We start from the raw sequence: 21,560 nt of genomic DNA, 5'->3' as shown, positions 1-21,560 counted from the left end.
CCAGCTCGCGGATGAGGTGATAGAACATCACGCGGGACATCTCCACACCGGTCGCGATCCGGGCGATCTTGTCCTGGGTGAGCTGGTAGGACGAGAGCTGTTCGCCGAACACCGTCCGCTGGCCGGAGTACTCCACCGCCAGCTCCAGGCAGGCCTGGGCTATGNCGGTGTTGGACGCCCCCTCGAACACCCGCTCCAGGTCGAGGCCCTCGAGCATGTAGTAGAAGCCCATGTCGACCTNGCCGAGTACCTGGTCCCACGAGACCCGCACGTTGTCCAGAAAGACCTCGGCGGTCGGCGAACTCCGCAGCGAAAGCTTGTCGAAGGGCTGGCCCACCGACAGGCCAGGGGTGTCCTTCTCGACAAAGAACGCGGTGCCACCCCGGGCTCGGCGGTTCTCGCCGCTGGTCCGGGCGAACACCAGGAAGACGTCCGCGATCGGAGCGTTGGTGATGAAAGTCTTGGAGCCGTCGATGACCCACTCGTCCCCGTCGAGCCGGGCTGTCGTCCTGGGACTGAGCGCGTCCGAACCGCCGTGCGGCTCGGTCAGGCAGATGGACGCCGACGACGTTCCCGCGATGAGCGGCACGAGGTACTTGCGCTTCTGTCCCTCGGTGCCTCGTTTGATCAGGTGGCGCGCGATCAGGCTCATGTTCACGAAGAGCGTGGCATCGAGGCCGGCATCCACCCGCGCCGTCTCCTCGGCCACGATGGCCCGGGTCATCAGGCTTCCGCCGCCACCGCCGTACTCCTCCGGAGCGAAGCAGCCGAGCAGCCCCTGGTCCCCCATCAGCTTGAGCAGCTCGGCCGGCGGCCGTCCCGCGCGTTCCATGTCGGGCACGATCGGCCGGACGTGCGTGTCCATGAATCGGCGCACCACCGTCTGGAACTCGCGCTCCTCCTCGGTCAGCAGCGAGTGGGCAACGGAAGCGTTCACCATCTTCTTCTCCTCTGGTTGAACCCGCGCTCAGAGCCCGAACAGGGCGCGGACGCGATCGGTGTCGGCCTCGGCGAGCCGCTGGGTGTAGCCCGTGCGACTGGTCGGGGGAAGGCCGCCCTTCTGGGTCAGCTCGACGCGCAGCTCGAGTGTCTTGAGCCCGACGCTGAGGGTCTCGAAGACCGGGATTCCGCCGTCGATGCTGTGCAGNCCCGCGGCCGCCGCCATCGTGCTCAGACCGGNCGAGCCGATGACGATGGCACCGGCGCCCCGGTCGACGAGCTTCCCGGCCTGGCGGCGAATGTCCTCCACCACGAAGTCCGGATTGCCGAAGCCTTCGGTGAACGCCTTCGCCGACGGCGTCTCGATCCGTTCGACGCCGACGCACCGGTCAAGCAGACCGTTGCGGGCGATCAGGCTGTGACAGGTCTCCGCCCAGGCGCGGTCCTCGACCGTCACCACGCCGAACCGGTAGGCGTAGGAGCTCGCGAGATGGAGCGTCGCCTCCCAGGGGCCGACGACCGGGATGTCGACCAGGGTGCGCGCCTCGGTGATGCCCGGGTCCCCGCTGCACGCGACCATCGCGCCGTCGACCCCGCTGCGACCGGCATCCAGGATGTTGTGGNTCACGTCGACGGCGTTCAGCAGGTACGGGTAGCCGAAGACGGTGTCGGAGGCGCGCCTGAGCCTGGCCCAGCGGTGAACGATCTCGGTCTCCGGACGCTTCACGCGGTTGAAGACCTCGGTGACCATCTCGGTGTACGGCTCGGATCCACGCTCGGCGTTGATGTGTACGACGGCAAGTCGCATCTCGCATCTCCCTGAAATAAAATCAAGCGCCCGTTCGATATTGTGATGAACGCAGGTCCCGGGGTCAAGAGCCGTGCACCAGCTCAGCGCAGGGCGCCGACCGAAAGCCCGCCGCAGACCGTCAGGGTCTGCCCTGTGATGTAGGCCGACTCGGGCGAGACCAGGAAGGAGACGGCCGCCGCGATCTCCTCGGGGTGGCCCGCCCGGCCCACCGGGATCTGGGCCACCTGGGCCGCNTGGAACTCCGCCGGCGTGCCCAGGAACATTCCGGTGGCGATCACGCCGGGCTCGATGCAGTTGACCGTGACCCCGTGGCGGGCCAGCTCGACCGCGGCCGACCGGGTCAGGCCTTCGATCCCGCCCTTGGCCGAGCTGTAGCTGATCCCGGCGACGACCCCACGCGCTGCCACCGAGCTCGTGTTCACGATCCGGCCGAAGCCCGCGGCCTTCATCCCGGGCCCGAAGGCACGCACCGTGTGCATCGTCGCGAACAGGTGCGTCCGCAGCACGAGCTCGAAGTCGGCGTCGGACAGCTTGGACAGGACCGAGTTACGCACCGCACCGGCCAGGTTCACGAGCGCGGCCACCGGTCGGCCGAACGCCGCCGCAGCCTCGTCCCTGAGCTCGTCGACCCGCGCCGGGTCGCTGATGTCAGCGACCGCCACGACGGCCCGACCGCCGACCGAGGTGATGGACTCCGCCACCGCCCGCGCACCCTCCGGGACGATGTCGACGACCACCACNCTCCAGCCGTCGTCGGCCAGGCGCCGGGACACCGCAGCGCCGAGACCTCCACCGCCCCCCGTGACGACGGCGACGTCCCCGTCCACAGTCCTCACCGTCGCTCGTACGCGGGAGCGCGGCGCTCGAGGAAGGCGGCGATGCCCTCACGGTGGTCGGCGGTCTCGAACAGAGCGGCAAAGATCTCAACCTCGCGTCGATGTCCCTCGTCGAGCGAATGCCGCAGGCGGTAGTTGGCCGACCGCTTCGCCGCTTCGACGGCCAACGGCCCCGCGGAGTTGATCCGGGCGGCGACGTCGAGCGCGGCCTCGACGGCCTTCCCTTCGTCGCACACCTGGTCGACGAGGCCGATCCGCGCAGCCTCGGTGGCCGTCAACCGGTCGCCGGTGAACAGCAGCCGCTTCGCCGTGCCGACGGGAAGGGCTGAAAACAGCATCTGCGTTCCACCCGCGCCGGGGATCAGGCCGAGTTGCACCTCGGTGACACCGATCTTCGCCTGCTCGTCGGCAATGGCGAAGTCACAGGACAGCAGGAGCTCCAGACCGCCCCCGAGGGCGTGCCCGTTGACCGCCGCGATCACCGGGACCCGAAGATCGAACAGGGCGTTCTGCATGCGCTGCACCCGCAGTGCCATGTCGGCCGCGCCCCGGCGGTCGATCTCGGTGAAGTACCGGATGTCGCCACCGGCAACGAAACACCGTCCCGCCCCGGTCAGAATCATCGACCGGGCTGTGGTGTCCTCCTCGACCTCGCGCGCCGCTCGCTCGATGTCCGCCGCGACGTCGGGATGGAGGGCGTTCACCGGCGGGTTGTCGATGGTGACGACACGCGTGGCGCCGACCCGCTCGAGCCGGACATGCTGGTAGCTCATCAGGAGCCTCTTTCCGCACAGAGAGGGCGCCGGGTCAGACCATCCGACGGACGACGGACATGGGCAGGACCTTCAGGCCGGCGGCGAACGCCGTCCAGGGCCAGNGCGGCACGCAGGCGTCACGGACCTCTCGCTGGATGGCGTCGACCATCGCCGTGCAGCCGACGTCCGCGTCCATCAGCAGCGGGTGGCGTCGCCCGGACCTGCTCTGCATCTCCGAGTCGATGTAGCCCGGCCGGATCGTCGAGACCGTGATGGGAAGCCCCTTGGCCCGGACATCCCCGCGGATGCCCTCGGCGAGGTGGGTGAGTGNCACCTTCGAGGCGGCGTACACGTTCATCGGTCCGGGCATGCCTCGGGCGGCCACCACCGAGGAGATCACCACGAGCTGGCCGCGGCCCTGCCGGTACAGGATGCGCATGGCGGCCTCGCACTGGGCGATGCCGCCTACGAAGTTGGTCAGAGCGGTGTCGCGGTTGCCGCGCAAGTGCCCCGCCCCGACCGCCGAGCCCTTCCCCAGCCCGGCGTTGACGACGATCCGGTCCAGGTGCCCGAGGTGCTGCGCCGCGGCTTCGAACGCCTCGAAGACGGCGTCGTGGTCGTTGACGTCCAGGGCGTAGGTCACGACGGTCCGGCCCGGGTGCTCCGTCACGACGGCGGTACGGAGCTCGTTCAGCCGGTCGAGGCGGCGAGCCGTGATCGCGAGGTCAGCACCGCGCGCGGCGAAGATCCGCGCCATGCCGGCGCCCAGGCCAGCGCTGGCCCCGGTGATGAGCACGCTCTCACTCATGACAGCTTGCCCGCCCGGGTGAAGACCGGGACGACACGGCCGGCCCGCTCGGCGAAGTCCAGCTCCAGGCGGTCCCCGATGGCCAGGCCCTCGACGTCACCCACGACGTTGGACATCATGATCGGCCCCTCGTCGAAGCGGACCAGGGCCACGACGTACGGTGCGTAGTCGGCGAACGGGCCGCTGCCGCGGTGCACCACGCTGAAGGACTCGAGGACCGCGCCGCCAGCCGGCCGACGCCACTCGAGCTCCGAGGTGGGAGCCCAGCAGTGCGAGCAGAGGCTACGCGGGTAGAACTGCCAGGCGTCGCAGGCCGTGCAGTGCTGGAGCCAGAACTCCCCGCGCGAGCAGCCGTCCCAGAAGGTGGCCTCCACGTCGCTGGACGGGTCGACCTTCCGCACCGCGTCGGCCCCCACCCCGTCAGCCCCCACCCCGTCAGCCCTCACCGCGTCGGCGCCGTCGTTCATCACGAACTCCCCAGGATCAGGAAACCGTTGTTCGCCAGCCAGCTCCCCTGTCCGTGCACGAGCCCGAGCCCGGCATCCCGCACCTGCCTCGGCCCCGCCTCACCGCGAAGCTGGGTGACCGCCTCGACGACCGAGTCGAGGGCGGCGCCCATGCCGGGATGGCGGAAGGCCAGCGTGCCGCCGTGGGTGTTCATCGGCAGGCGGCCACCGATCTCGATGGCACCGTCCTCGACGAAGGCGCCGCCCTCGCCCGGACCGCAGAATCCGATCGACTCCAGCAGGATCAGGGGCACGATCGTGGCCGGATCGTAGAACTGCACGAAGTCGACGTCCGTCAGCTCCGCGTCCGCCTGTCGCAGGGCGAGGTCCGCGGCCCGGCGGATGTGCGCGAAGTGGACCAGACTCGGCGCCTGGGACAGGCTCATGAACGCACTCGCCTCGCCGTACCCCAGCAGCGCCACCGAGCGGCGGTCGACCCGCTCGCGGGTCACGACGAAGCCCTGCGCCCCACCGGTGGAGATCAGGGCGAGCATCGACCGCGTCAGCGGCGTCGACACCAGGACATCGTCGACGACGGATCGCACGGTCAGCTCGCCCGACACCTCGGTGTGTGGGTTGAGCAGGCCGTGCTTGCGGATGCTGACCGCGACCCGGGCGAGCTGCTCCATGCTGGTGCCGTAGTCGTGGACGTGCCGGGCGGCCATGAGCGCGAAAGCCGTCGGGATCAGCGGACCGAACGGTCGCTCGTAGCTGGCGTCGAAACTCTTCATATAGAGGTCGATCGCCCCCTCGAGGCCGAGCGTGGTGGCGAAGGTGTCGGCCGACAGCACNAGCACGTTGGTGGCGAGTCCGGCGCGAACGGCCGAGCGGGCGAGGTGCAGGACGTCGGTGGCCGGGCGACCGCCGTAGGGGGCCATCGCCGTATAGGCGGCCCCGAGGCCCAGATACTCGGCGACCTCGGCGGGATTACGTTCGAACGGCTGCGGGATCGAGGAGGAGAGCACCAGGCCGTCGATGGCCGCTCGGTCGAGGCCCGCGTCGGCGACGGCATCGGCGGCGGCCGCGGCGAGCAGATTCAGGTACGCCGGGGCCGNCCGGCCGCGGCCGACGATCTCCTGAGCCGATCCGGAGATGTAGACCGGCGGGCCCTGGTTCGCACTCATCCGTCCGCCCACCGGCGGGCGCCTGGCAGCGAGCGGGCGGTCATGCCTGCTCCTCGCGCAGTACGTCGGCGAGTTCCCTGCGCAGCACGAACTTCTGGACCTTTCCTGAGGGCGTGCGAGGGAGCTGGTCCACCAGGACCAGACGCTGCGGCCAGAACGGCTTCGCCATGCCGGCCGCGTCGAGGAAGCGGGCGACGTTCTCCAGTGTGAGCGAGGAGCCGGACGGGCGCGGAACGACCATGGCGCAGACCCGCTCGCCGAGCCNCTCGTCGGGGTAGGCGACGACCGCGACCTCCTGGACCTCCGGGTGCTTGTAGAGCGCGCTCTCGATCTCGACCGCGGAGATGTTCTGGCCACCTCGAATGATGATGTCCTTGCTTCNCCCCGCGATCCGGATCGCGCCGTCCGGAAGGACCTTGCCGAGGTCTCCGGTGTCGTACCACCCATCCGCGGTGAACGCATCCAGGGTGAGATCCTCCCGGCCGAAATAGCCGGCGAACACCCCGGGCCCGCGTACCTGCAGATTGCCGATCGTCCCCGCGGGAACCGGCGCCAGGTCGTCGTCCACCACCCGGGTCTCCTGCCAGGGCACCGGGTAGCCGTCGCTCGCGTCGAGCACGTCCAGCGCGGCACCGAGGTGGTGGATGCTGGCGATCCCGGTCTCGGAGCACCCCCACAGGGGGACCAGGCTCGTCGAGAAGATCTGGTCCATGTCGACCGCGACGCCGGGCGGGATCGAGGCACCNCCGCAGGCGAAGGCCCGAAGTTTGCTGGCGAGCGGCCGGGGGCGGTGCTTCTGCGCGTCGACCATGTCGAGTGCGAAGGTGGTGGCCGAGAGCGTCCAGGTGAGCCCTTCGGTCTCCAGCAGGTCCAGCATCTGGTCGACGTCCCACTGGTCCTGGTAGACGACCTTCTGCCCCAGGGAGAGGGGGACGAGCATGCCGTGGATGAATCCGGTCAGATGCCCCAGGGTCGATGCCATGAACGCAATATCGTCGGACTTCAGATCCAGGGCGTTCACAATGACGTTGCGATAGCCGGACCATGCGGTGTTGAAGGTGTGCAGGGCCGCCTTGGGCTTGCCTGTCGTGCCGGAGGTGAATACCAGCATCGCGAGGTCGTCGGCTCCCGGACGCAGCGAATCGAGTGTCGCGCCGAGCGCCGGATCTAACTCCCGCCGAGGCTCAATAAAATGGCGCGCGAAGTGCAGTTCGCTGCTGACGGCATCGTCGGCGTTGATGAAGTACACGTGCTCCAGCGACGCGATCTCGCGGTGGAGGCGAGCCCCCATCTCCGCGAAGTCGTATCCGCGGAAGTGCTGGGGCGCGACATACACCGCGCTCCCCGCCTCCTCGAGCATGTGCCGCACCTCGTGCTCCCGATAGATGATCGGGATCGGGTTGGGAACCGCACCGACGCGCATGGTGGCGAGCGCCAGTGCCGGGCCTTCCCAGCCGTTCGCGACCTGGATCGACACCACCTTCCCCGGGCCNGTGCCGATGTCAAGTAACGCCGCGGCGAACCGGTCGACATAGGCACGCAGCTGGCCATAGGTCACGGTCTCCGGCAGCAGGCGGCCCTTGGCGTAGGAGACGACGGCGGCCTTGTCCGGAGTGCTGTCGGCGTGATCGAGAAAGTCGTCCAGGAAGGTCCGATGACGCCACTGTCCCTCAGCCCGGAAAAGCTGGACCTCGGCCGGATCGAACAAACNCATCCCCGCGGCCAGCCGGGTTCCCTTGAGCTGCTTGCGCTTCATCGCCGTCTCCTTGATCGTGCGGCGCCTGTGGTCGGTCTCACTATTCGAGCGTACGCTTGATTCATTACAGTACTGTCACTCGCCACGCGTGGTCAACGGGGACGGCGGACGCCGGTGCGGCCGATCCGGCGCTGGGGCCAGCGCGGGGACGCGCTCCAGCCGCCCGCGCCCGAGCGGCGCCCGCGGCTGTTGAGGTACAGAAGGTGATCGCGCTGACCAGGTGGCTGGTGTTGGAAGCGGCCGGTGCGTCTCCGCGACCGCCCTGGCGCGGCGATCAGAGACCAGCCCGGACAACTACCGGGTGGTCAGGACGACGAATGTGTCGGTAACGCCGGTGCTTCGACCTCGAGATGCGCGCCGGGGCTACGCCGCACACCGTCGGCGGCGCGTCAGCCAGCTCATTTCAGGCCGACCATGCGGCGCGTCAGTTCAAGGAAGTCCATGGTCAGCACTTCGAGCCCGAAGGGGCCGGCAGGGTCATACCAGCTGGAAATCGCGGTCAGCGAGGACAGGATGGCGTTCCGCGTGATCCGAGGGTGGGTGAGATCGAAGATCCCGGCAGCAGCGCCGTCCTGAAGGATCTCGGCGAGGATCAGATCGAACCGATCCCGCCGTTGCAGGTAAGACTCCTGTCGATCATGCGTGAGCGACCGGACCTCGATGCTCGCGATGAATGTCTCCTCACGTCGGACGACGTGCCACCGGACGAGGGTGCGAACGTAGGCCTCGAGTCGAGAGACGGGCTCCGTCAGGCCTTCGAGGTTCTGCTCGAGGTCCAGGAGGATCTCATCGAGCAGGTCGACCAGGAGACGGTGCAGAAAATCTTCCTTGCTGGAGAAGTAGTAGTACAGCGACCCCGGCTTGAGACCGGCCGCCTCAGCGAGCTGTCGCGTGTTCATAGCTTCAAAGCCGTGGCGGTACAGCAGACTCACACCAGCGGCACGCACCCGCTTCCAGGTCTCGTCACGGTTGGACCCTGCGATTCTCACGGGTCTGCCTTCCTCCCCATCCCTTGCGATGCCGGGTGCCGGACGGCCACCTCGATTCCACCCGTGACCAGCCACCTGCGCACGATACGACGAAGAATCTTCCATTCNCCGTCGANNAGCCGGTATTCGTCATCGTACGTGGCCGCCACGAGGCTCGGCCGGCCGTCATGGTCGACGCAGATCGCAAAGGAGTCGCTGACCCCGGTCGCCGAGTCGGGGCCCGACCGGGTCACCACCTGGTTCGTGGTCCAGTGGTGCGTCGAGGCGTACGCCGCGCGCACGAAGTCCAGAGCGGTGGCGAGCTCGGTGTGACCGGAGAAGCGCCCGGATCGNCGGCCGATGACGTACTCGCCTCGGCTGTGCCAAATCGACAGGAACGTCTCCTGGTCAGCCCGGTCGACGCCGTGACAGTAACGGGCGCCGAGTTCGACGCACTTCGCCCGCACCCAGAGCTCCTCCAGCCGGTCGACCAACTCCTCCGGACTACTCATCACCGCCCACCCGCCGGCCGCTCACCACGCGCGAGACGGTCCAACTGCCGTTGCCGCTTGGCCAGCCAGGATCTGCTCTGGATCGGNAGGAGGTCGAAGCGATCGGCGAAATCGTACTGGCCGAGCTGTTCGCGCGCGTGCACCGGCCAGCTGGGATTCGCGAGCGCCTCACGGCCGAGTGCGACGAGGTCGGCGTGCCCGTCCCGCACGATGGCGTCCGCCTGCGCTGGTTCGGTCACCAGACCCACCGCGACCGTCGGCACGCCGGCGCGGGCCCGTATCTCGCCGGCCCAACCGACCTGGTAGCCGGGTCGGATCCCGTGGGTGTAACTGCCTCCGTAGCCTCCCGAGGAGCAGTCGACCGCGTCAACCCCGAGTGCCCTCAGGCGCCGGGCGAACTCGACGGTCTGCTCGATGTCGATGCCGTCGGTGCCGTTGTCGACGGCTGCGACGCGGACCAGCAACGGCTTGCCGTCCGGCCAGGCGGCCCGCACGGCGTCGACGACCTGAAGAGGGAACCGCATCCGACCCTCGAGGGAGCCGCCGTAGTTGTCTTCACGCGTGTTGCTCAGTGGCGAGAGGAAGGAGTGCAAGAGATACCCGTGGGCCATATGCAGCTCGATGGCGTCCGCACCGACCCGGTGCGCACGCTCGGCGGCGGAGCGCCAGAGATCGAGCTGCGCCGCGAGCTCCTCGGACCGCAGCGCCACGGGGCGCTGCCACCCCTCGAGGTACGGCGCGTCCGTAACCGACCGAATCTCCCACCGGCCCGACGCCGGCCGGTCCGGCTCCGACGCCCACGGCGGGAGCGTAGCCGCCTTCGGGCCGGCGTGGGCGAGCTGGATCCCGAAGCGCGCGCCCGCCCCGCGCACACAGTCGGCGATCCGGCGCAACGGGTCGATCTGGTCGTCGCTCCATAGCCCGAGGTCACCGTAGGTCAGCCGCCCATCAGCGGTTACCGCGGTGGCCTCGGCCATGACGAGACCGAATCCACCCAGCGCGAACCGCCCCAGGTGGACCAGGTGGTAGTCGTTCGCGAGCCCGTCGGTGGCGGAGTACTGACACATCGGAGAGAGGACCGTGCGGTTGCGCAGGGTGACCTCGCGCAAGGTGAACTCGTCGAAGAGTCGTGCCCCGGTATGGCTCATCGGACATCCCTCCGGGCTAGATTCGATCGAGCGCTCGTTAGGTACCGTAGGCCACGTCCAGATGTCGCGTCAATAGATCAGCACATGTCGTTCAGCCCACCAACCGTTCTTTGTGATGGAAAGGATTCATGCCATGGTCGCAAGCGCCCCGACCGCGCTCGAGCGCAGGGCCTACCGAAACGCCGTCGACGCCGCGGTTCGCATACTCGATCGACTTGCGGTGATCGAGCCCGACGCCGACACGCTGAGAAAATGCGAGAGAGCCCTGACGCAGGTGGAGGATGCCCTGCGATCGCTGCCAACTCTGCCTGAGGACGTGGAAGCACCCGCGCATGCGCCCGGAAACCCTCGTTTCAACCCCGCGGAGCGCGGTCTCGTCCCGGCATTCGCCATCGACGCCGGGGATACTGGGCAGCTGGTCGGACGCGTTCAGTTCAGCCCTCGGTTCGGCGGCACCGCATCCGTTCACGGCGGTGCGCTCAGCCTCTTCTTCGACGACGCGCTCGGAATGGTCGCCAACGGATCCGTGACCGGCGGCGTAGCCCGCACCGCCTTCCTCCGAATCGACTACCGGAGCTTGGCTCCGTTGGATGTCGAGCTCCACTGCCGGGTCTGGATCGAGGCCGTGGATGGCCGCAAGCGCTTCATCCGCGGCGAACTGTGCCACGGTGACAGGCTGGTCGCCGAGGCAGAAGGCCTGTGGGTCGCCCCGCGTACGCGCTGATCTCAGCCGACCGGGGCAACAGCATCACGCAGAGTAGTTCGGGATCCGTTGTTCGAGCGTGGCCCGGCGCGCCTCCACCGAATCAGGATGACCCGAAAGCTCCCGGGTGAGGCCCTGTTCAAAGGTGTAGCCGGGCTGAAGATCCAGGAGCTCGATGGCGTTCAAGCTGCGCTTGGCCATCCGGATCGCGGCCGAGCTGTGCCGGACGATGCGGCCTGCGTGCTCGCGAGCCCGAGCGACCACCACTTCCGGCGAGGTCACCTCGAGGACAGCACCCAACGCCTCGAGCCGGCGCACATTGATCGGCTCCCCGGTCAGATACATCCAGCGCAGAATCGGCTCGGGCACCAGGCGGGCGAGGTGACGGGCGCCACCCATGATTCCGACGCCGATCTCCGGAGTACCGAACCGCGCGTTGTCTGCGGCGACCACGAAGTCGCACGAGGCGGCGATCGCGAGGCCGGTGCCCANCGCCGCGCCCTGTACCGCGCCGACCACGGCGACCGGGCAGTCCTGGATGGCAAAGAACGCGGCGCGGACCTCGGCCATCCTCTCGTCGGAGTTCTCCGGGGTCAGCGTCCCGAACTCGTGCAGATCATTACCCGCGGAGAAGTGGCGACCCCGGCCAGCAAGCACGATAGCCTTCGTGCTGGGGACGTAGGTGTCGTGAGACGAGAAAAACGCCTCGATTTCACGATACATGGCCTGCGAGACCGAGTTTACCGGTGGACGCGCGAGCCAGACGGTGGTAATGGCGCCACTGATTTCAATCTCGATATGCTCGAACGCATTCTCGAGAAGCATGNTGTCACCAGTCCTCACGGATGAGGACGACGTTTCGTTGACCATCCTGCTCGAACTCCCTGTGCGCGGCGTGAATGTTCTTCATGGGGAAGATGCTCGTCGTCTCGAGGGTGAGGACGGCCGCGCCCAAGAGCTCGACCAACTCCTCAAGATCGGCGCCGGACTCCTCGGTGACGAGGACGGTGCGGCGCTGCGACCGTCGCGCGAGCACGTCACGCGCGGGCGCACGGTCGGGGACAAGGCAGATGTAGAGGCCGCCGTCGACGAGCGCCGGCGAGAAGTCGGCTCCGGCTGCGTCGATGACCACGTCGACCGAACGGGTCGGCGGCTGGCCGACGTGTGGGGTGAACAGCTCATGGGTCGGCAACTGATCCACCTGTTCCGGGCGACGCACCAGCCCGTGGACCCGCGCACCCCGGTCGAGCAGCAGCTCGACGGCGAGACGACCGACGGAGCCGGCTGCCCCGCAGACGAGGACGGCCGTCCCCGGCCCCGGCTTCGCTCGCTGGACCGCCTGGTAGGCGGTGAGACCGGCGAGGGGGAGTCGGGCCAGCGGGAGCGGATCCACGTTCGCGGGTAGGCGCGCCACGGACGTCCGGGGCAGGCAGACGCGCTCGGACCACGTGCCTACCCCCGTGAGCGCCACGGCCGACATGGCGAGTACCTGTGTGNCTGGGGCCAGGTCAGTCACCTCCGCACCCGTTTNGACGACCGTCCCGGCGAGGTCGTATCCCAGGGTGAAGGGATAGGCCCCCCGCAGTGNCACGACAGCGCCGGTGCGGATCTTGACGTCGGCGGGGTTGATGGACGACGCGATCAACTCGATCTTCACCTCGTCCGGCCGCGGCGTCAGATCCTCGACGGACCGCACGACCAGGGACGTGATCCCACCCGGCGCCTCCACCTGGACCGCGAGCATCTCCATCACCCTCCGCTCGCCATGATGAATCGTGCGCTCGTTAGAATCTACCATCCACGTCGCCTTGATCGAGCTCACCGCCCACGTCCCTCTCACCCACCGCCGGCCGGGGCGTGCGGGCCGCGACCGCCCGGACGACGGTGGCCAGNGCGCAGGTCCCGCAGGTCCCGCAGGTCCCGGTGTTCCACACCGTCGACGTCACCGCGACCATGGAACTGCTCGACCAGCTCCGCGAGCTGCCGGAGTTCGCCGAGCTACGCTCTCCATGCGGCTACGGCGGGCGATCAGTCGAGGTAGATCGGGTCGTCGGGGTCGTCCGGGCCGTCCGGTTTCGTCAGCGCGGCGAGATCAAAGAAGCCGCCGCCGCCGTCGCGGAGCTCTGCGGCGAGTTCGGCCGGGTTCGTGGTAATCAGCGGTGTTCGAACGGCTGGAGATCGTCTACACGACACTATTCGAGCGGGCTCCCGCGCTCGCGCTGGCGGTGCCCGAGGCGGAGCTGACGTACAAGTACCACTCGATCCAGGCGTTAGGTCCGGCTGAGATGCCGATCACCTGGTAGGAGCGCCGGCGGTCGCCAAGTGAGNGCGAGTCCCGGCCCCCCGCCAAAGAGATACACGCGAGGTCCACTCCGCGTCGGCGCACGGAGACCTCGGCTCCCGAACTGCTTTCGTAGCCGTCTACCAGTGCAAACGGCACGATGGCGCCCAGCGGCTGGCCGCACGGACCCGAAGCCTCATGACCTTCCACCCGGAAAGCGGGCGGTCAGCTCCACCGTTTTTGCAGGTCAGCCGGGGTTCGACGTGAACCGCCACCGGGATCGCATGGCGTCGTTGCCACACCCGCTGCCATATAACGATCAAAAGATGATCGAAAAATCCGACATTTCCGCAGGTCAAATGGGTGGGCAGGGGCGGGGTCGAACCGCCGACCTTCCGCTTTTCAGGCGGACGCTCGTACCGACTGAGCTACCTGCCCCGGGTTGTGCGGGATCGTAGGAGCCGAAACGAGCTTCCGGCCATACGAACGCGGTCCCGACGGGATTCGAACCCGCGACCTCCGCCTTGACAGGGCGGCGTGAACTCCAGACTTCACCACGGGACCATGCTCTTACAGCGATCTTCACTTGTCGTCCCGGNGGCCCGCGAGGTGCAGTCCGTCAGGATCTGGAGGTCATGCTACACGACGGCGGGCGGAGCGGAACCGGTGGGGACGGTGGATTCTTGCCCAACGCTCCCGGCACCCAGGCACTCGCCCGACGCTACCCGGACACGACGGGTCGGACGGACGCGGCGGAGGGCCGCCGGACGCGGGCGATCGGCTCCTGGCGCCGGCCGGCACCACACGGACGGGTTCGCCGGGGCGCCCGTTCGGGCCATGACCCCGCCGGGGAGGCCACCCGGCGAGGCGATGGAGTGCCGTCCCTCGCGGGCGGCAGGTCATCCAGCGCCGCCGGCCGTCGACCCCCGGGTCCCTCTCTCCAGCCGCAGGTGGATCCCCTGTTCCTCGGCCGCAGGCGAGGGCGTGGGCACCCCCGTTTGGGCTACCCAACGCGGCCGGCCCGTTCCGCGGGGCACTCCCGGGCGTGTCCCAGCACNCATATCCTTGGACATCCGAGCGTGTACGACGGCAGCCCGGGCGAGATGCCCGTTCCGCTCGCCGGCCCTGCGGACCGGGGCCGGCCCGGTTCGGCAACGCGCCATCCCGTCGCGCCATGCCACATCCCGGGAGGAGGCCGACGGCGATGCCCTCCACGGACAGGCTCGTGGAGTCGGCGCGCGGCCCGGCCATCAGTGTCCGGCATCCCCCGCGAGGCGACGCCCGTGGCAAGCTCGCCGCGCAGGTCGCCTGGCGGATCGAGGACGACATCGTCCGCGCGGGCTGGCCGGTCGGCACGGTCATCGGCTCCGAGCCGACGCTGATCGAGCGTTACAAGGTGAGTCGGGCGGTGTTCCGGGAGGCCGTGCGGATCGTCGAGCACCACCAGGTGGCGACGATGCGCCGGGGGCCGTCCGGCGGGCTCATCGTCCGCGCGCCGGACGAGGTGGCGGTGACGACCGCGCTCGGCGTCTACCTGGAGTACGTCGGTGTCACCATCGAGTCGATCCTGCGGGCGCGGTTCATCATCGAGTCGCTGGCCGCCTCCCTCGCGCCGGCGCGGATCACCGAGGACGGCATCCGCACCCTGCGGGAGATCATCGCCCGGCGGGAGACGGCGGACCCGACCGAGTTCGGCTCCCACCACCAGCTNCACCACGCGATCGCGGCGGCCACCGGCAACCCGGTGCTGGTGCTGTTCGTCGACGTGCTCAACTCGCTGACCTTCCGCTACGCCGCCCACCAGTACGCCACGACCCGCAGCAGCGCCTCACCGGCGCGGCGCGCCCAGGTCGCCGAGGAGGTGCACCGCAACCACGCCGCGATCGCCGAGGCCGTGATCGGCGGCGATGCCGCCCGCGCCCAGCACCTCGCGGCGGTGCACCTGGAGGCCATGTACGAGTGGATGACCACCCCGATCGCCGCCGACGGTCCCGACCGGGCTGGGTCCGAGGGCACGGCCACGAACCGAGACACGGCCACGAACCGAGACACGGCGGCAAACGGACGCGTGGCGACGCAAGGAGGTACAGGCGCGCCTGAAGGCACTGCCACCGGCGAGGGCGGGGCGGCTGGTGAGGGCGGGGCGAGCGTGCGGGCGGGGGGGCGGCGGATCCGACCCGGCGAACCGGGCCTGGGATCGGGTCCGGGTCCGGGCGGGACGATGCCGGCGGGCAAGCTCGCCGAGACGGTCGCGGGGCGCATCCGCGACGACGTGGCCCGCGACGGCATTCCCGTGGGGGTGGTCATCGGCTCGGAGAGCGACCTGCTGGCCCGTTACGGGGTAAGCCGGGCGGTGCTGCGCGAGGCCGTCCGGCTGCTCGAATACCACTCGGTGGCGCAGATGCGTCGCGGTCCCGGTGGCGGCCTGGTCGTCACCGAGCCCGACCCGGCGGCGACCGTCGAGGCGACCGCGCTGTACCTGGAGTACAGCCAGGCCAGCGTCGACGACCTGCGGATCGTGCGCGACGCGCTGGAGCTGAGCTGCGTCGACGTCCTCATCGAACGCCGCGGGCCCGAGCTCACCGCCCGGCTCGAGGAGCTGCTCGTCGCCGACGCCTGCGAGGTGCCCGGCGGCCCCGCCGACGCCGGGCACCACCTGCACATGGAGCTGGCCCGCCTGACCGGCAACGAGGCGCTGGCGTCGTTTGTCCGGGTGCTCACGGCGATCTGGCGGCGGCACGTCGACGGTTCCCGCCCCGCCCCCGCGATCGGCGACGGCGAGGCGGCGGCCGGCGGGTGCGGTCAGGCCGTGCGCGAGGCCCGGACCGCGCACCGGGCGATCATCGACGCCATCATCGCCGGCGACCGCGGGCTCGCCCGGCACCGGATGCGGCGCCACCTGGAAGCCGTCAGCGACTGGTCGCGCTGAGCCCCGGGCTTCTCGGCTGATCCGCACCGGGCGGCCGGCTGGGGTCCCGGGCCACAACCGCCCCCTCAGTCCAGGTCCAGCAGTCCAGGTCCAGCCATGACGATCTTGGTGTTCCGCGGAACCGCGCCACGCGCGCCGTCGGACGCGAGCCCGACCCACCTCCACATCCGGGTCCGGGTCCGGGTCCCAATGGTGGCGGGACTTTGTGACCGACGTTATGGGGCTCGGTGCGTCGCACCGCGAAACGGACCCGGTGAGTCCACGTAGTATGTGGACTCGGCGAGTCCGTTTCCCGCCTCCCTTCCGCCGGTGACGTCGACGCACCGGACCCGCATGCGGAGCACCCAAGGAGCACCATGAGCGTGGTTGAACCGCGCCCGAAGCCCGGGCGCACCCTGACCGTCCTCCTGCTGGCCGCNATGTCGTTCGCCCTGGCGCAGACGACCGTGGCCCCGGCGATCCCGGACATGGCCCGCGAGCTCGACTCCTCCGTCAGCAACGTCACCTGGACGATGAGCGGCTACCTGGTGGNCGCGGCGGTGCTCACGCCGATCATCGGCCGGCTCGGCGACATGTTCGGCAAACGGCGGATGTTGGTGATGTCTCTGGCGATCTTCGCGCTCGGCGGGGTCGTCGCGGCGCTGGCGGCCCAGCTTCCGCTGGTGATCGTCGGGCGGATCCTGCAGGGCGCCGGCGGCGGCATCTTCCCGTTGTGCTTCGGCATCATCCGCGACGAGTTCCCGGTGGAGAAGCGTTCGGTGTCGATCGGGCTGATCTCCGCGGTCACCGGGCTCGGCGGCGGGCTCGGCCTGGTGCTCGGCGGGCTGTTCGTCGACCACGCCACCTACCACTGGATCTTCTGGAGCGGCGCGGCGATGGCCGCTCTGGCCGCCGTCGGTTCCCAGCTGCTGATCCCCGAGTCGCCCACCCGTGTCCCCGGCCGCATCGACGTCGTCGGCACGCTGCTGCTCAGCGTCGGCCTCGCGCTGCCGCTGCTGGCCATCAGCCAGGGCAAGAGCTGGGGTTGGACGAGCCCGACGACCCTCGGCATGATCATCGGTGGCATCGTCGTGCTCGCCGGGCTGCTCGCCTTCGAACGGCGCCAGGCCGAGCCGCTCATCGACGTGGCCATCCTCGCCCGGCGCTCGGTGCTCACCACCAACGTCTCGACCCTGCTGGTCGGGTTCGGGATGTTCGGCGCCTTCCTGCTCATCCCCCAGCTGGCCCAGACCCCGAAGGCCAGCGGCTACGGCTTCGGCGCGAGCGCCACGACCGCCGGCCTGCTGATGGTGCCCGGCGCACTGATGATGCTGGTCACCGGCCCGCTGGCCACGGTCATCAGCCGGCGCTTCGGCGGCCGCGCGGCGCTGTTCACCGGCAGCCTGCTCGCCACGGTCGGGCTGGTNCTGCTCGCCGGCGTCCCCGGTTCGCAGGGCGCGCTGATCGTGGAGTGCATAGTCCTGTTCGGCGGGATCGGGATGGTGTTCGCGGCCATCCCGAACCTCATCGTCGACGCCGTCCCCGCCGCGAAGACCGGTGAGGCCACCGGGGTGAACACCCTGCTGCGCTCAGTGGGCGCGTCGCTGGGCTCACAGATCTGCGCCAGCATCCTCGTCTCCCAGGCGGACGCCACCGGGCTGCCGACCTCCGACGCCTACCAGACGGCGTTCGTGGTCTCGGCGGTCGTCGCCCTCGTCGCCGGCCTCGCCGCGCTCACCCTGCCCGGCCTGCGTCACGGCCGGCACGAGGCACAGCCCACCGAGGTCGCCGCCACCCCGCAGGTCGCGACGATCCCCGCCCAGGGCGCCACAGCCGTCGACGCGGCCCGCGCCAACGCCGTCGCACCCGCCGCCTCCGGCGGCTGACCGCCTCCCATCGGCGGCCGACCACGAGCCCTTCACGGCTACCCGTCCGGGCCCGACCGCTTCCCGCGGCCGGGCCCGCAGCGGCCTGATGTGCTCCAATGTTCCCGTGACGACGTCCGAGATGCGCAGGTCGGACGCGCGGCGTAACCATGAGCGGGTCGTCCGGGCCGCGGTCGAGGTGTTCTCGGAGCTCGGGTTGTCGGCGACCGTGCCGGACGTGGCCGCCCGCGCCGGCGTCGGCAAGGCGACCGTCTACCGCAACTTTCCCAGCCGCGACGAGCTGCTGACCGCCGTCGTCGAACGCCAGCTCCAGTGGTTCGACACGATCGCCACGACCGCGCTGCACGACCCCGACCCGGCGACCGGCTTCGAGATGCTGATCACGAGCTGGTTCGACCGGCTCGTCTCGAACCGGCTGGTCCAGGACGTGATGCGGTTGCGGACCCTGGCCAGCGCGGAGATCCAGATCGATCGCATCACGACCCTCGTCGACCGGGTGGTCGTCCGCGCGCAGCGGGCCGGCGCGGTGCGCCTCGACGTCACCCCCGCCGACCTGCGCACGATGATGAGCGGCTGCGCCCAGCGCCTGGTCGAGACCGGTCAGCAGGACATCGACAGCCGGCTGCGGTTCACCCGCCTCATCCTCGACGCCTTCCGCCCGCCGGCCACCGCGGCCACCCCGGCCGTGCCGGCCGCCTGAACGGGGGGTGGGCGTGGGGGGTCTGGTCGCCGAACTGACGGCGGTCCGGCACGGGCAGAGCGTCGCGAACGTCGCGTTCCCGGCGGCGCGGGCGGCGGGTCGGCTCGACGCGGGCGTGTCGGGGCGGGACGCCGACGTCGAGCTGACGCCGCTGGGACGCGCGCAGGCCGCCGCGCTCGGCCGGGCGCTGGCCGCCGAGCCGCCGATCATCCGGCCGCCCGAGGTCGTCGTCTGTTCGCCCTACCTGCGCGCCCGCCGCACCTATGAGATCGCCGCCGAGGCGGCGGCCCGCGGGGGCCTGGCGCTGCCCGAGCCGGTGATCGACGACCGACTGGTGGACCGGCTGATGGGCCGGTTCGAGCTGATGACGAGGGCCGCGATCGACGCCCGCTTCCCCGCGGAGGCCGAGCGTCGGCGCGCGTCCGGGCAGTGGGACTACCGGCCGCCGGGCGGGGAGAACTTCCCCGACATCGCCCGCCGGCTGGGCGCGCTGCTGACCGACCTGCACCACGACCACGCCGACCGGCGGGTCCTCATCGTCGCGCACGACGCCGTCGTGGTCATGCTGCGCCAGCTCGTCGAGGGGCTGTCCTACGACGAGCTGGGCCGGATCGCCGCCGAGGGCGGCATCCGCAACGCCGGGATCACCCGCTTCACCCGCGACGGCGATCAGCTCACCCTCGCCGAGTTCAACACCGCGACCCATCTCGCGGGCGTCAGCGCGGACGGAGCGGCCTGACCGGCAGCGCGGACCGACCTTCACGGCGATCTGATCCACGGCGACCTGATCCACGGGGAACCTGATCCGCGGGCCGGCCTGACCTGTCGGGGCGGCCGGCATGGCCGGTCAGCGGTGTTCCCGGCGCCAGACGACCTTGAGCCCGGACCAGTTCTCGTCGAGCGCGGCGACCTTGGTGTCGACCAGGCCGCGCGGCAGGGCGACCTCGCGGATGAGGTTCTCGCTCACGTCGCTGCGATGACCGGCGGCCCGCCGGGGCCAGGCGATCCACAGGGCGCCCGCGGGCCGGATCGCCTCAGCGACCGCCGCCACGGCCGCGTGGACGTCGACCTCCCGCCGGCAGAACGCGACGCACACGTCAATCGCCGCCAGGCCCCCGCCGTCGCCGCCGTCGCCGGTGCCGGTGCCGTCGGTGCCGTCGGTGCGCAGATCGGGGATGTGCACCGGCTCGACGCCCTCGGGCAGCTCCGGCACCGCCCACCCGGGCGGCGCGGCGAGGATCACAAGCCGGTGTCCCGGCTTCACCCCCAGCTTGCGGGCCAGCGGCGTCCCGGAGTAGCCCGCCCGTCCGACGATGCCCGATCCCATCGCACTCCCTCTCCTCGGCGTCACGCAGCAGGAAGNTGTCGCCACGCGATCACGCCGGCACGGTATCGTCGTTGTCAGGTCGAGAGGCGCTGCAACGGACCCAGGTCCGCCACGCTCGGCCCNCACCGGTCACCAAGGGCGCCTCCCACAACAGGGAGGTGTCTCATGGCTGGAACCGCTTCCGTCGGTGAGGTGGCGGGTCGCCCCGGTACTCGTGACAGCGCGTCCGCGCTGCGGGCGCTGCTCGCGCAGCGGGTGGTCGTTCTGGACGGCGCCTGGGGCACGATGCTGCAGAATGNCGGCCTCACCCCGGCGGACTACCAGCTCGACTCGCTGCGTGACCATCCCAAGGACGTGACCGGCGACCCGGACCTGCTGAACCTGACCCGGCCGGACATCATCCTCGACGTGCACCGGCAGTACCTGGCGGCGGGCGCGGACATCACCACCACGAACACCTTCACCGCGACGAGCATCGGCCAGGCCGACTACGGCCTGGAGTCGCTGGTGNGGGAGATGAACCTGCGCGGGGCGCAGCTGGCCCGGCAGGCCGCGGACGAGGCGGGCGGGCGGTTCGTCGCCGGCTCCATCGGCCCGCTCAACGTCACCCTGTCGCTGTCCCCGCGGGTGGAGGACCCGGCGTACCGGGCGGTGACCTTCGACCAGGTCCGCGCCGCCTACGCCGAGCAGATCCAGGCCCTCGCCGACGGCGGGGTGGACCTGCTGCTCATCGAGACGATCTTCGACACGCTGAACGCGAAGGCCGCGATCGCTGCGGCCCGCGAGGTCGCGCCGCAGCTGCCGCTGTGGATCTCGGTGACGATCGTCGACCTGTCCGGGCGGACCCTGTCGGGGCAGACGGTCGAGGCGTTCTGGGACTCCATCGCCCACGCGAACCCGCTGGTCGTCGGCGTGAACTGCTCGCTGGGCGCCGAGGAGATGCGCCCCCACGTCGAGGCGCTGGCCCGCATCGCCGGCACCTACACCGCCTGCCACCCGAACGCCGGGCTGCCCAACGCCTTCGGCGGCTACGACCAGACGCCGGAGGAGGCCGGCCGGCTGATCGGCGAGTTCGCCGCCGCCGGCATGGTCAACATCGTCGGCGGCTGTTGCGGGACGACGCCGGCGCACATCGCCCGGATCGCCGCCGCCGTCGACGGGACCGCGCCCCGCCAGGTGCCCACGCCGACGCCGCGGACCAGGTTCAGCGGCCTGGAACCGTTCGAGATCGGCGAGGACACCGGCTTCGTCATGATCGGCGAACGGACCAACGTCACCGGCTCGGCGCGGTTCCGCCGCCTCGTCGAGGCCGACGACTACCAGGCCGCCGTCGACGTCGCCCTGGAGCAGGTCCGCGGCGGGGCGAACCTGCTCGACGTCAACATGGACGCCGACCTGCTCGACAGCGAGCAGGCGATGACAACGTTCCTGAACCTGCTGGCCACCGAGCCGGAGGCCGCCCGCCTGCCGATCATGATCGACAGTTCGCGGTGGAGCGTGCTGGAGGCCGGGCTGCGCTGCGTGCAGGGCAAGGGCGTGGTCAACTCGATCAGCCTCAAGGAGGGCGAGGAGGTCTTCCTCGACCACGCCCG

16 protein-coding genes, 2 tRNA genes, 17 pseudogenes and 1 riboswitch are annotated in these 21,560 nt (G+C 70.2%); of the genes and pseudogenes, 12 read left to right on the top strand and 23 right to left on the bottom strand.

Annotation, left to right across the window (positions count from 1 at the left end; translation table 11 throughout):
* The 17 genes and pseudogenes from UK94_RS52210 to UK94_RS52160 all read right to left on the bottom strand — a co-directional run.
* Positions 1-164: pseudogene (locus UK94_RS52210) on the bottom strand (acyl-CoA dehydrogenase family protein); the annotation flags it as partial.
* Position 165: 1 nt separating this feature from the next.
* Positions 166-232, bottom strand: a 67-nt coding sequence (locus tag UK94_RS73865) for a hypothetical protein (RefSeq protein WP_268761358.1), incomplete at its 3' end; no start/stop codon positions are given.
* Positions 233-241: 9 nt separating this feature from the next.
* The coding region (locus tag UK94_RS14490; RefSeq protein WP_235487927.1) for an acyl-CoA dehydrogenase family protein at positions 242-940 on the bottom strand (699 nt) is incomplete at its 3' end.
* Positions 941-967: 27 nt separating this feature from the next.
* A complete protein-coding gene (locus tag UK94_RS73860) occupies positions 968-1,147 on the bottom strand; it encodes a hypothetical protein (protein ID WP_268761349.1) in 180 nt (59 codons plus the stop codon).
* Between the two features lie 33 nt (positions 1,148-1,180).
* Positions 1,181-1,552, bottom strand: a 372-nt coding sequence (locus UK94_RS52200; protein WP_268761357.1) for an aspartate/glutamate racemase family protein, incomplete at its 3' end; no start/stop codon positions are given.
* 278 nt (positions 1,553-1,830) lie between these two features.
* Positions 1,831-1,983, bottom strand: a pseudogene (locus tag UK94_RS52195) (SDR family oxidoreductase); the annotation flags it as partial.
* Between the two features lies 1 nt (position 1,984).
* Positions 1,985-2,490, bottom strand: a 506-nt coding sequence (locus tag UK94_RS14480; RefSeq protein WP_235487925.1) for an SDR family NAD(P)-dependent oxidoreductase, incomplete at its 3' end; no start/stop codon positions are given.
* Between the two features lies 1 nt (position 2,491).
* Positions 2,492-2,577: pseudogene (locus UK94_RS73855) on the bottom strand (short-chain dehydrogenase); the annotation flags it as partial.
* 5 nt (positions 2,578-2,582) lie between these two features.
* The gene (locus tag UK94_RS14475) at positions 2,583-3,359 is read right to left on the bottom strand and encodes an enoyl-CoA hydratase/isomerase family protein (RefSeq protein ID WP_011601452.1); all 777 of its coding nucleotides are present in this window, start codon (positions 3,357-3,359) and stop codon (positions 2,583-2,585) included.
* Between the two features lie 105 nt (positions 3,360-3,464).
* Positions 3,465-3,671: pseudogene (locus tag UK94_RS52185) on the bottom strand (short chain dehydrogenase); the annotation flags it as partial.
* 1 nt (position 3,672) lies between these two features.
* The coding region (locus tag UK94_RS52180) for an SDR family NAD(P)-dependent oxidoreductase (RefSeq protein WP_235487923.1) at positions 3,673-4,149 on the bottom strand (477 nt) is incomplete at its 3' end.
* Complete coding sequence (locus UK94_RS14465; protein WP_197537235.1) at positions 4,146-4,616, bottom strand: OB-fold domain-containing protein; 471 nt, start codon at positions 4,614-4,616, stop codon at positions 4,146-4,148. The genes UK94_RS14465 and UK94_RS52180, both read right to left, overlap by 4 nt.
* Positions 4,617-5,819: 1,203 nt before the next feature.
* Positions 5,820-6,043: pseudogene (locus UK94_RS52175) on the bottom strand (cyclohexanecarboxylate-CoA ligase); the annotation flags it as partial.
* A gap of 1 nt (position 6,044) precedes the next feature.
* A partial coding sequence (locus UK94_RS73850) for a hypothetical protein (RefSeq protein ID WP_268761356.1) occupies positions 6,045-6,110 on the bottom strand: 66 nt, incomplete at its 3' end.
* Between the two features lie 51 nt (positions 6,111-6,161).
* A pseudogene (locus UK94_RS52170) lies at positions 6,162-6,524 on the bottom strand (AMP-binding protein); the annotation flags it as partial.
* 1 nt (position 6,525) lies between these two features.
* A pseudogene (locus tag UK94_RS52165) lies at positions 6,526-7,271 on the bottom strand (AMP-binding protein); the annotation flags it as partial.
* Between the two features lies 1 nt (position 7,272).
* Positions 7,273-7,487: pseudogene (locus tag UK94_RS52160) on the bottom strand (cyclohexanecarboxylate-CoA ligase); the annotation flags it as partial.
* Between the two features lie 2,809 nt (positions 7,488-10,296).
* On the opposite strand from UK94_RS52160, the gene UK94_RS14435 reads away from it, so the two are divergent.
* Positions 10,297-10,887: a PaaI family thioesterase gene (locus tag UK94_RS14435; protein ID WP_050996959.1), complete on the top strand. Its 591-nt coding sequence runs from the start codon at positions 10,297-10,299 to the stop codon at positions 10,885-10,887.
* A 24-nt stretch (positions 10,888-10,911) separates the two neighbouring features.
* Here UK94_RS14435 and UK94_RS52155 read toward each other — a convergent pair.
* The 3 genes and pseudogenes from UK94_RS52155 to UK94_RS52145 all read right to left on the bottom strand — a co-directional run.
* A pseudogene (locus UK94_RS52155) lies at positions 10,912-11,357 on the bottom strand (enoyl-CoA hydratase-related protein); the annotation flags it as partial.
* A 1-nt stretch (position 11,358) separates the two neighbouring features.
* Positions 11,359-11,691, bottom strand: a 333-nt coding sequence (locus tag UK94_RS52150) for an enoyl-CoA hydratase/isomerase family protein (protein ID WP_235487922.1), incomplete at its 3' end; no start/stop codon positions are given.
* A 763-nt stretch (positions 11,692-12,454) separates the two neighbouring features.
* Positions 12,455-12,688: pseudogene (locus UK94_RS52145) on the bottom strand (hypothetical protein); the annotation flags it as partial.
* A 71-nt stretch (positions 12,689-12,759) separates the two neighbouring features.
* Between UK94_RS52145 and UK94_RS52140 the strand changes: the two are divergent.
* Positions 12,760-13,110 (top strand): hypothetical protein (locus UK94_RS52140; RefSeq protein ID WP_235487920.1); only part of this gene is annotated, 351 nt, incomplete at its 5' end.
* A 401-nt stretch (positions 13,111-13,511) separates the two neighbouring features.
* Here the strand turns inward: UK94_RS52140 and UK94_RS14420 are convergent.
* Together UK94_RS14420 and UK94_RS14415 are read right to left on the bottom strand one after the other, a co-directional pair.
* Positions 13,512-13,585, bottom strand: a tRNA-Phe gene (locus tag UK94_RS14420).
* Positions 13,586-13,636: 51 nt separating this feature from the next.
* A tRNA-Asp gene (locus tag UK94_RS14415) sits at positions 13,637-13,711 on the bottom strand.
* A 610-nt stretch (positions 13,712-14,321) separates the two neighbouring features.
* Between UK94_RS14415 and UK94_RS52135 the strand changes: the two are divergent.
* From UK94_RS52135 to UK94_RS14395, 7 genes and pseudogenes are all read left to right on the top strand, one after another.
* Positions 14,322-14,857, top strand: a pseudogene (locus UK94_RS52135) (FadR family transcriptional regulator); the annotation flags it as partial.
* Between the two features lies 1 nt (position 14,858).
* Positions 14,859-16,076 (top strand): FCD domain-containing protein (locus UK94_RS14410; RefSeq protein ID WP_235487918.1); only part of this gene is annotated, 1,218 nt, incomplete at its 5' end.
* 419 nt (positions 16,077-16,495) lie between these two features.
* Positions 16,496-16,607, top strand: a pseudogene (locus tag UK94_RS52130) (hypothetical protein); the annotation flags it as partial.
* Between the two features lies 1 nt (position 16,608).
* A pseudogene (locus UK94_RS52125) lies at positions 16,609-17,481 on the top strand (MFS transporter); the annotation flags it as partial.
* Between the two features lies 1 nt (position 17,482).
* A pseudogene (locus UK94_RS52120) lies at positions 17,483-17,941 on the top strand (MFS transporter); the annotation flags it as partial.
* A 106-nt stretch (positions 17,942-18,047) separates the two neighbouring features.
* Complete coding sequence (locus tag UK94_RS14400) at positions 18,048-18,641, top strand: TetR/AcrR family transcriptional regulator (protein ID WP_235487916.1); 594 nt, start codon at positions 18,048-18,050, stop codon at positions 18,639-18,641.
* 7 nt (positions 18,642-18,648) lie between these two features.
* Positions 18,649-19,380: a histidine phosphatase family protein gene (locus tag UK94_RS14395; protein WP_055750244.1), complete on the top strand. Its 732-nt coding sequence runs from the start codon at positions 18,649-18,651 to the stop codon at positions 19,378-19,380.
* A 108-nt stretch (positions 19,381-19,488) separates the two neighbouring features.
* Here UK94_RS14395 and UK94_RS14390 read toward each other — a convergent pair whose 3' ends face one another.
* Positions 19,489-19,968 carry a DUF3052 family protein gene (locus UK94_RS14390; protein WP_055750243.1) on the bottom strand — a complete coding sequence of 160 codons (480 nt, stop codon included), beginning with the start codon at positions 19,966-19,968 and terminating at the stop codon, positions 19,489-19,491.
* Between the two features lie 75 nt (positions 19,969-20,043).
* A riboswitch (S-adenosyl-L-homocysteine riboswitch) is annotated at positions 20,044-20,119 on the top strand.
* A 14-nt stretch (positions 20,120-20,133) separates the two neighbouring features.
* On the opposite strand from UK94_RS14390, the pseudogene UK94_RS52115 reads away from it, so the two are divergent.
* The 3 pseudogenes from UK94_RS52115 to UK94_RS52105 all read left to right on the top strand — a co-directional run.
* Positions 20,134-20,266: pseudogene (locus tag UK94_RS52115) on the top strand (hypothetical protein); the annotation flags it as partial.
* 1 nt (position 20,267) lies between these two features.
* Positions 20,268-20,478, top strand: a pseudogene (locus tag UK94_RS52110) (homocysteine S-methyltransferase family protein); the annotation flags it as partial.
* A gap of 1 nt (position 20,479) precedes the next feature.
* Positions 20,480-21,560: pseudogene (locus tag UK94_RS52105) on the top strand (homocysteine S-methyltransferase family protein); the annotation flags it as partial.

Origin of the sequence: Frankia sp. AvcI1 (assembly GCF_001420875.1) — a bacterium.
Lineage (GTDB): Bacteria > Actinomycetota > Actinomycetes > Frankiales > Frankiaceae > Frankia > Frankia alni.
The sequence above is the reverse complement of the archived record's forward strand: the minus strand, read 5'-3'. Positions and strand labels throughout refer to the sequence as shown.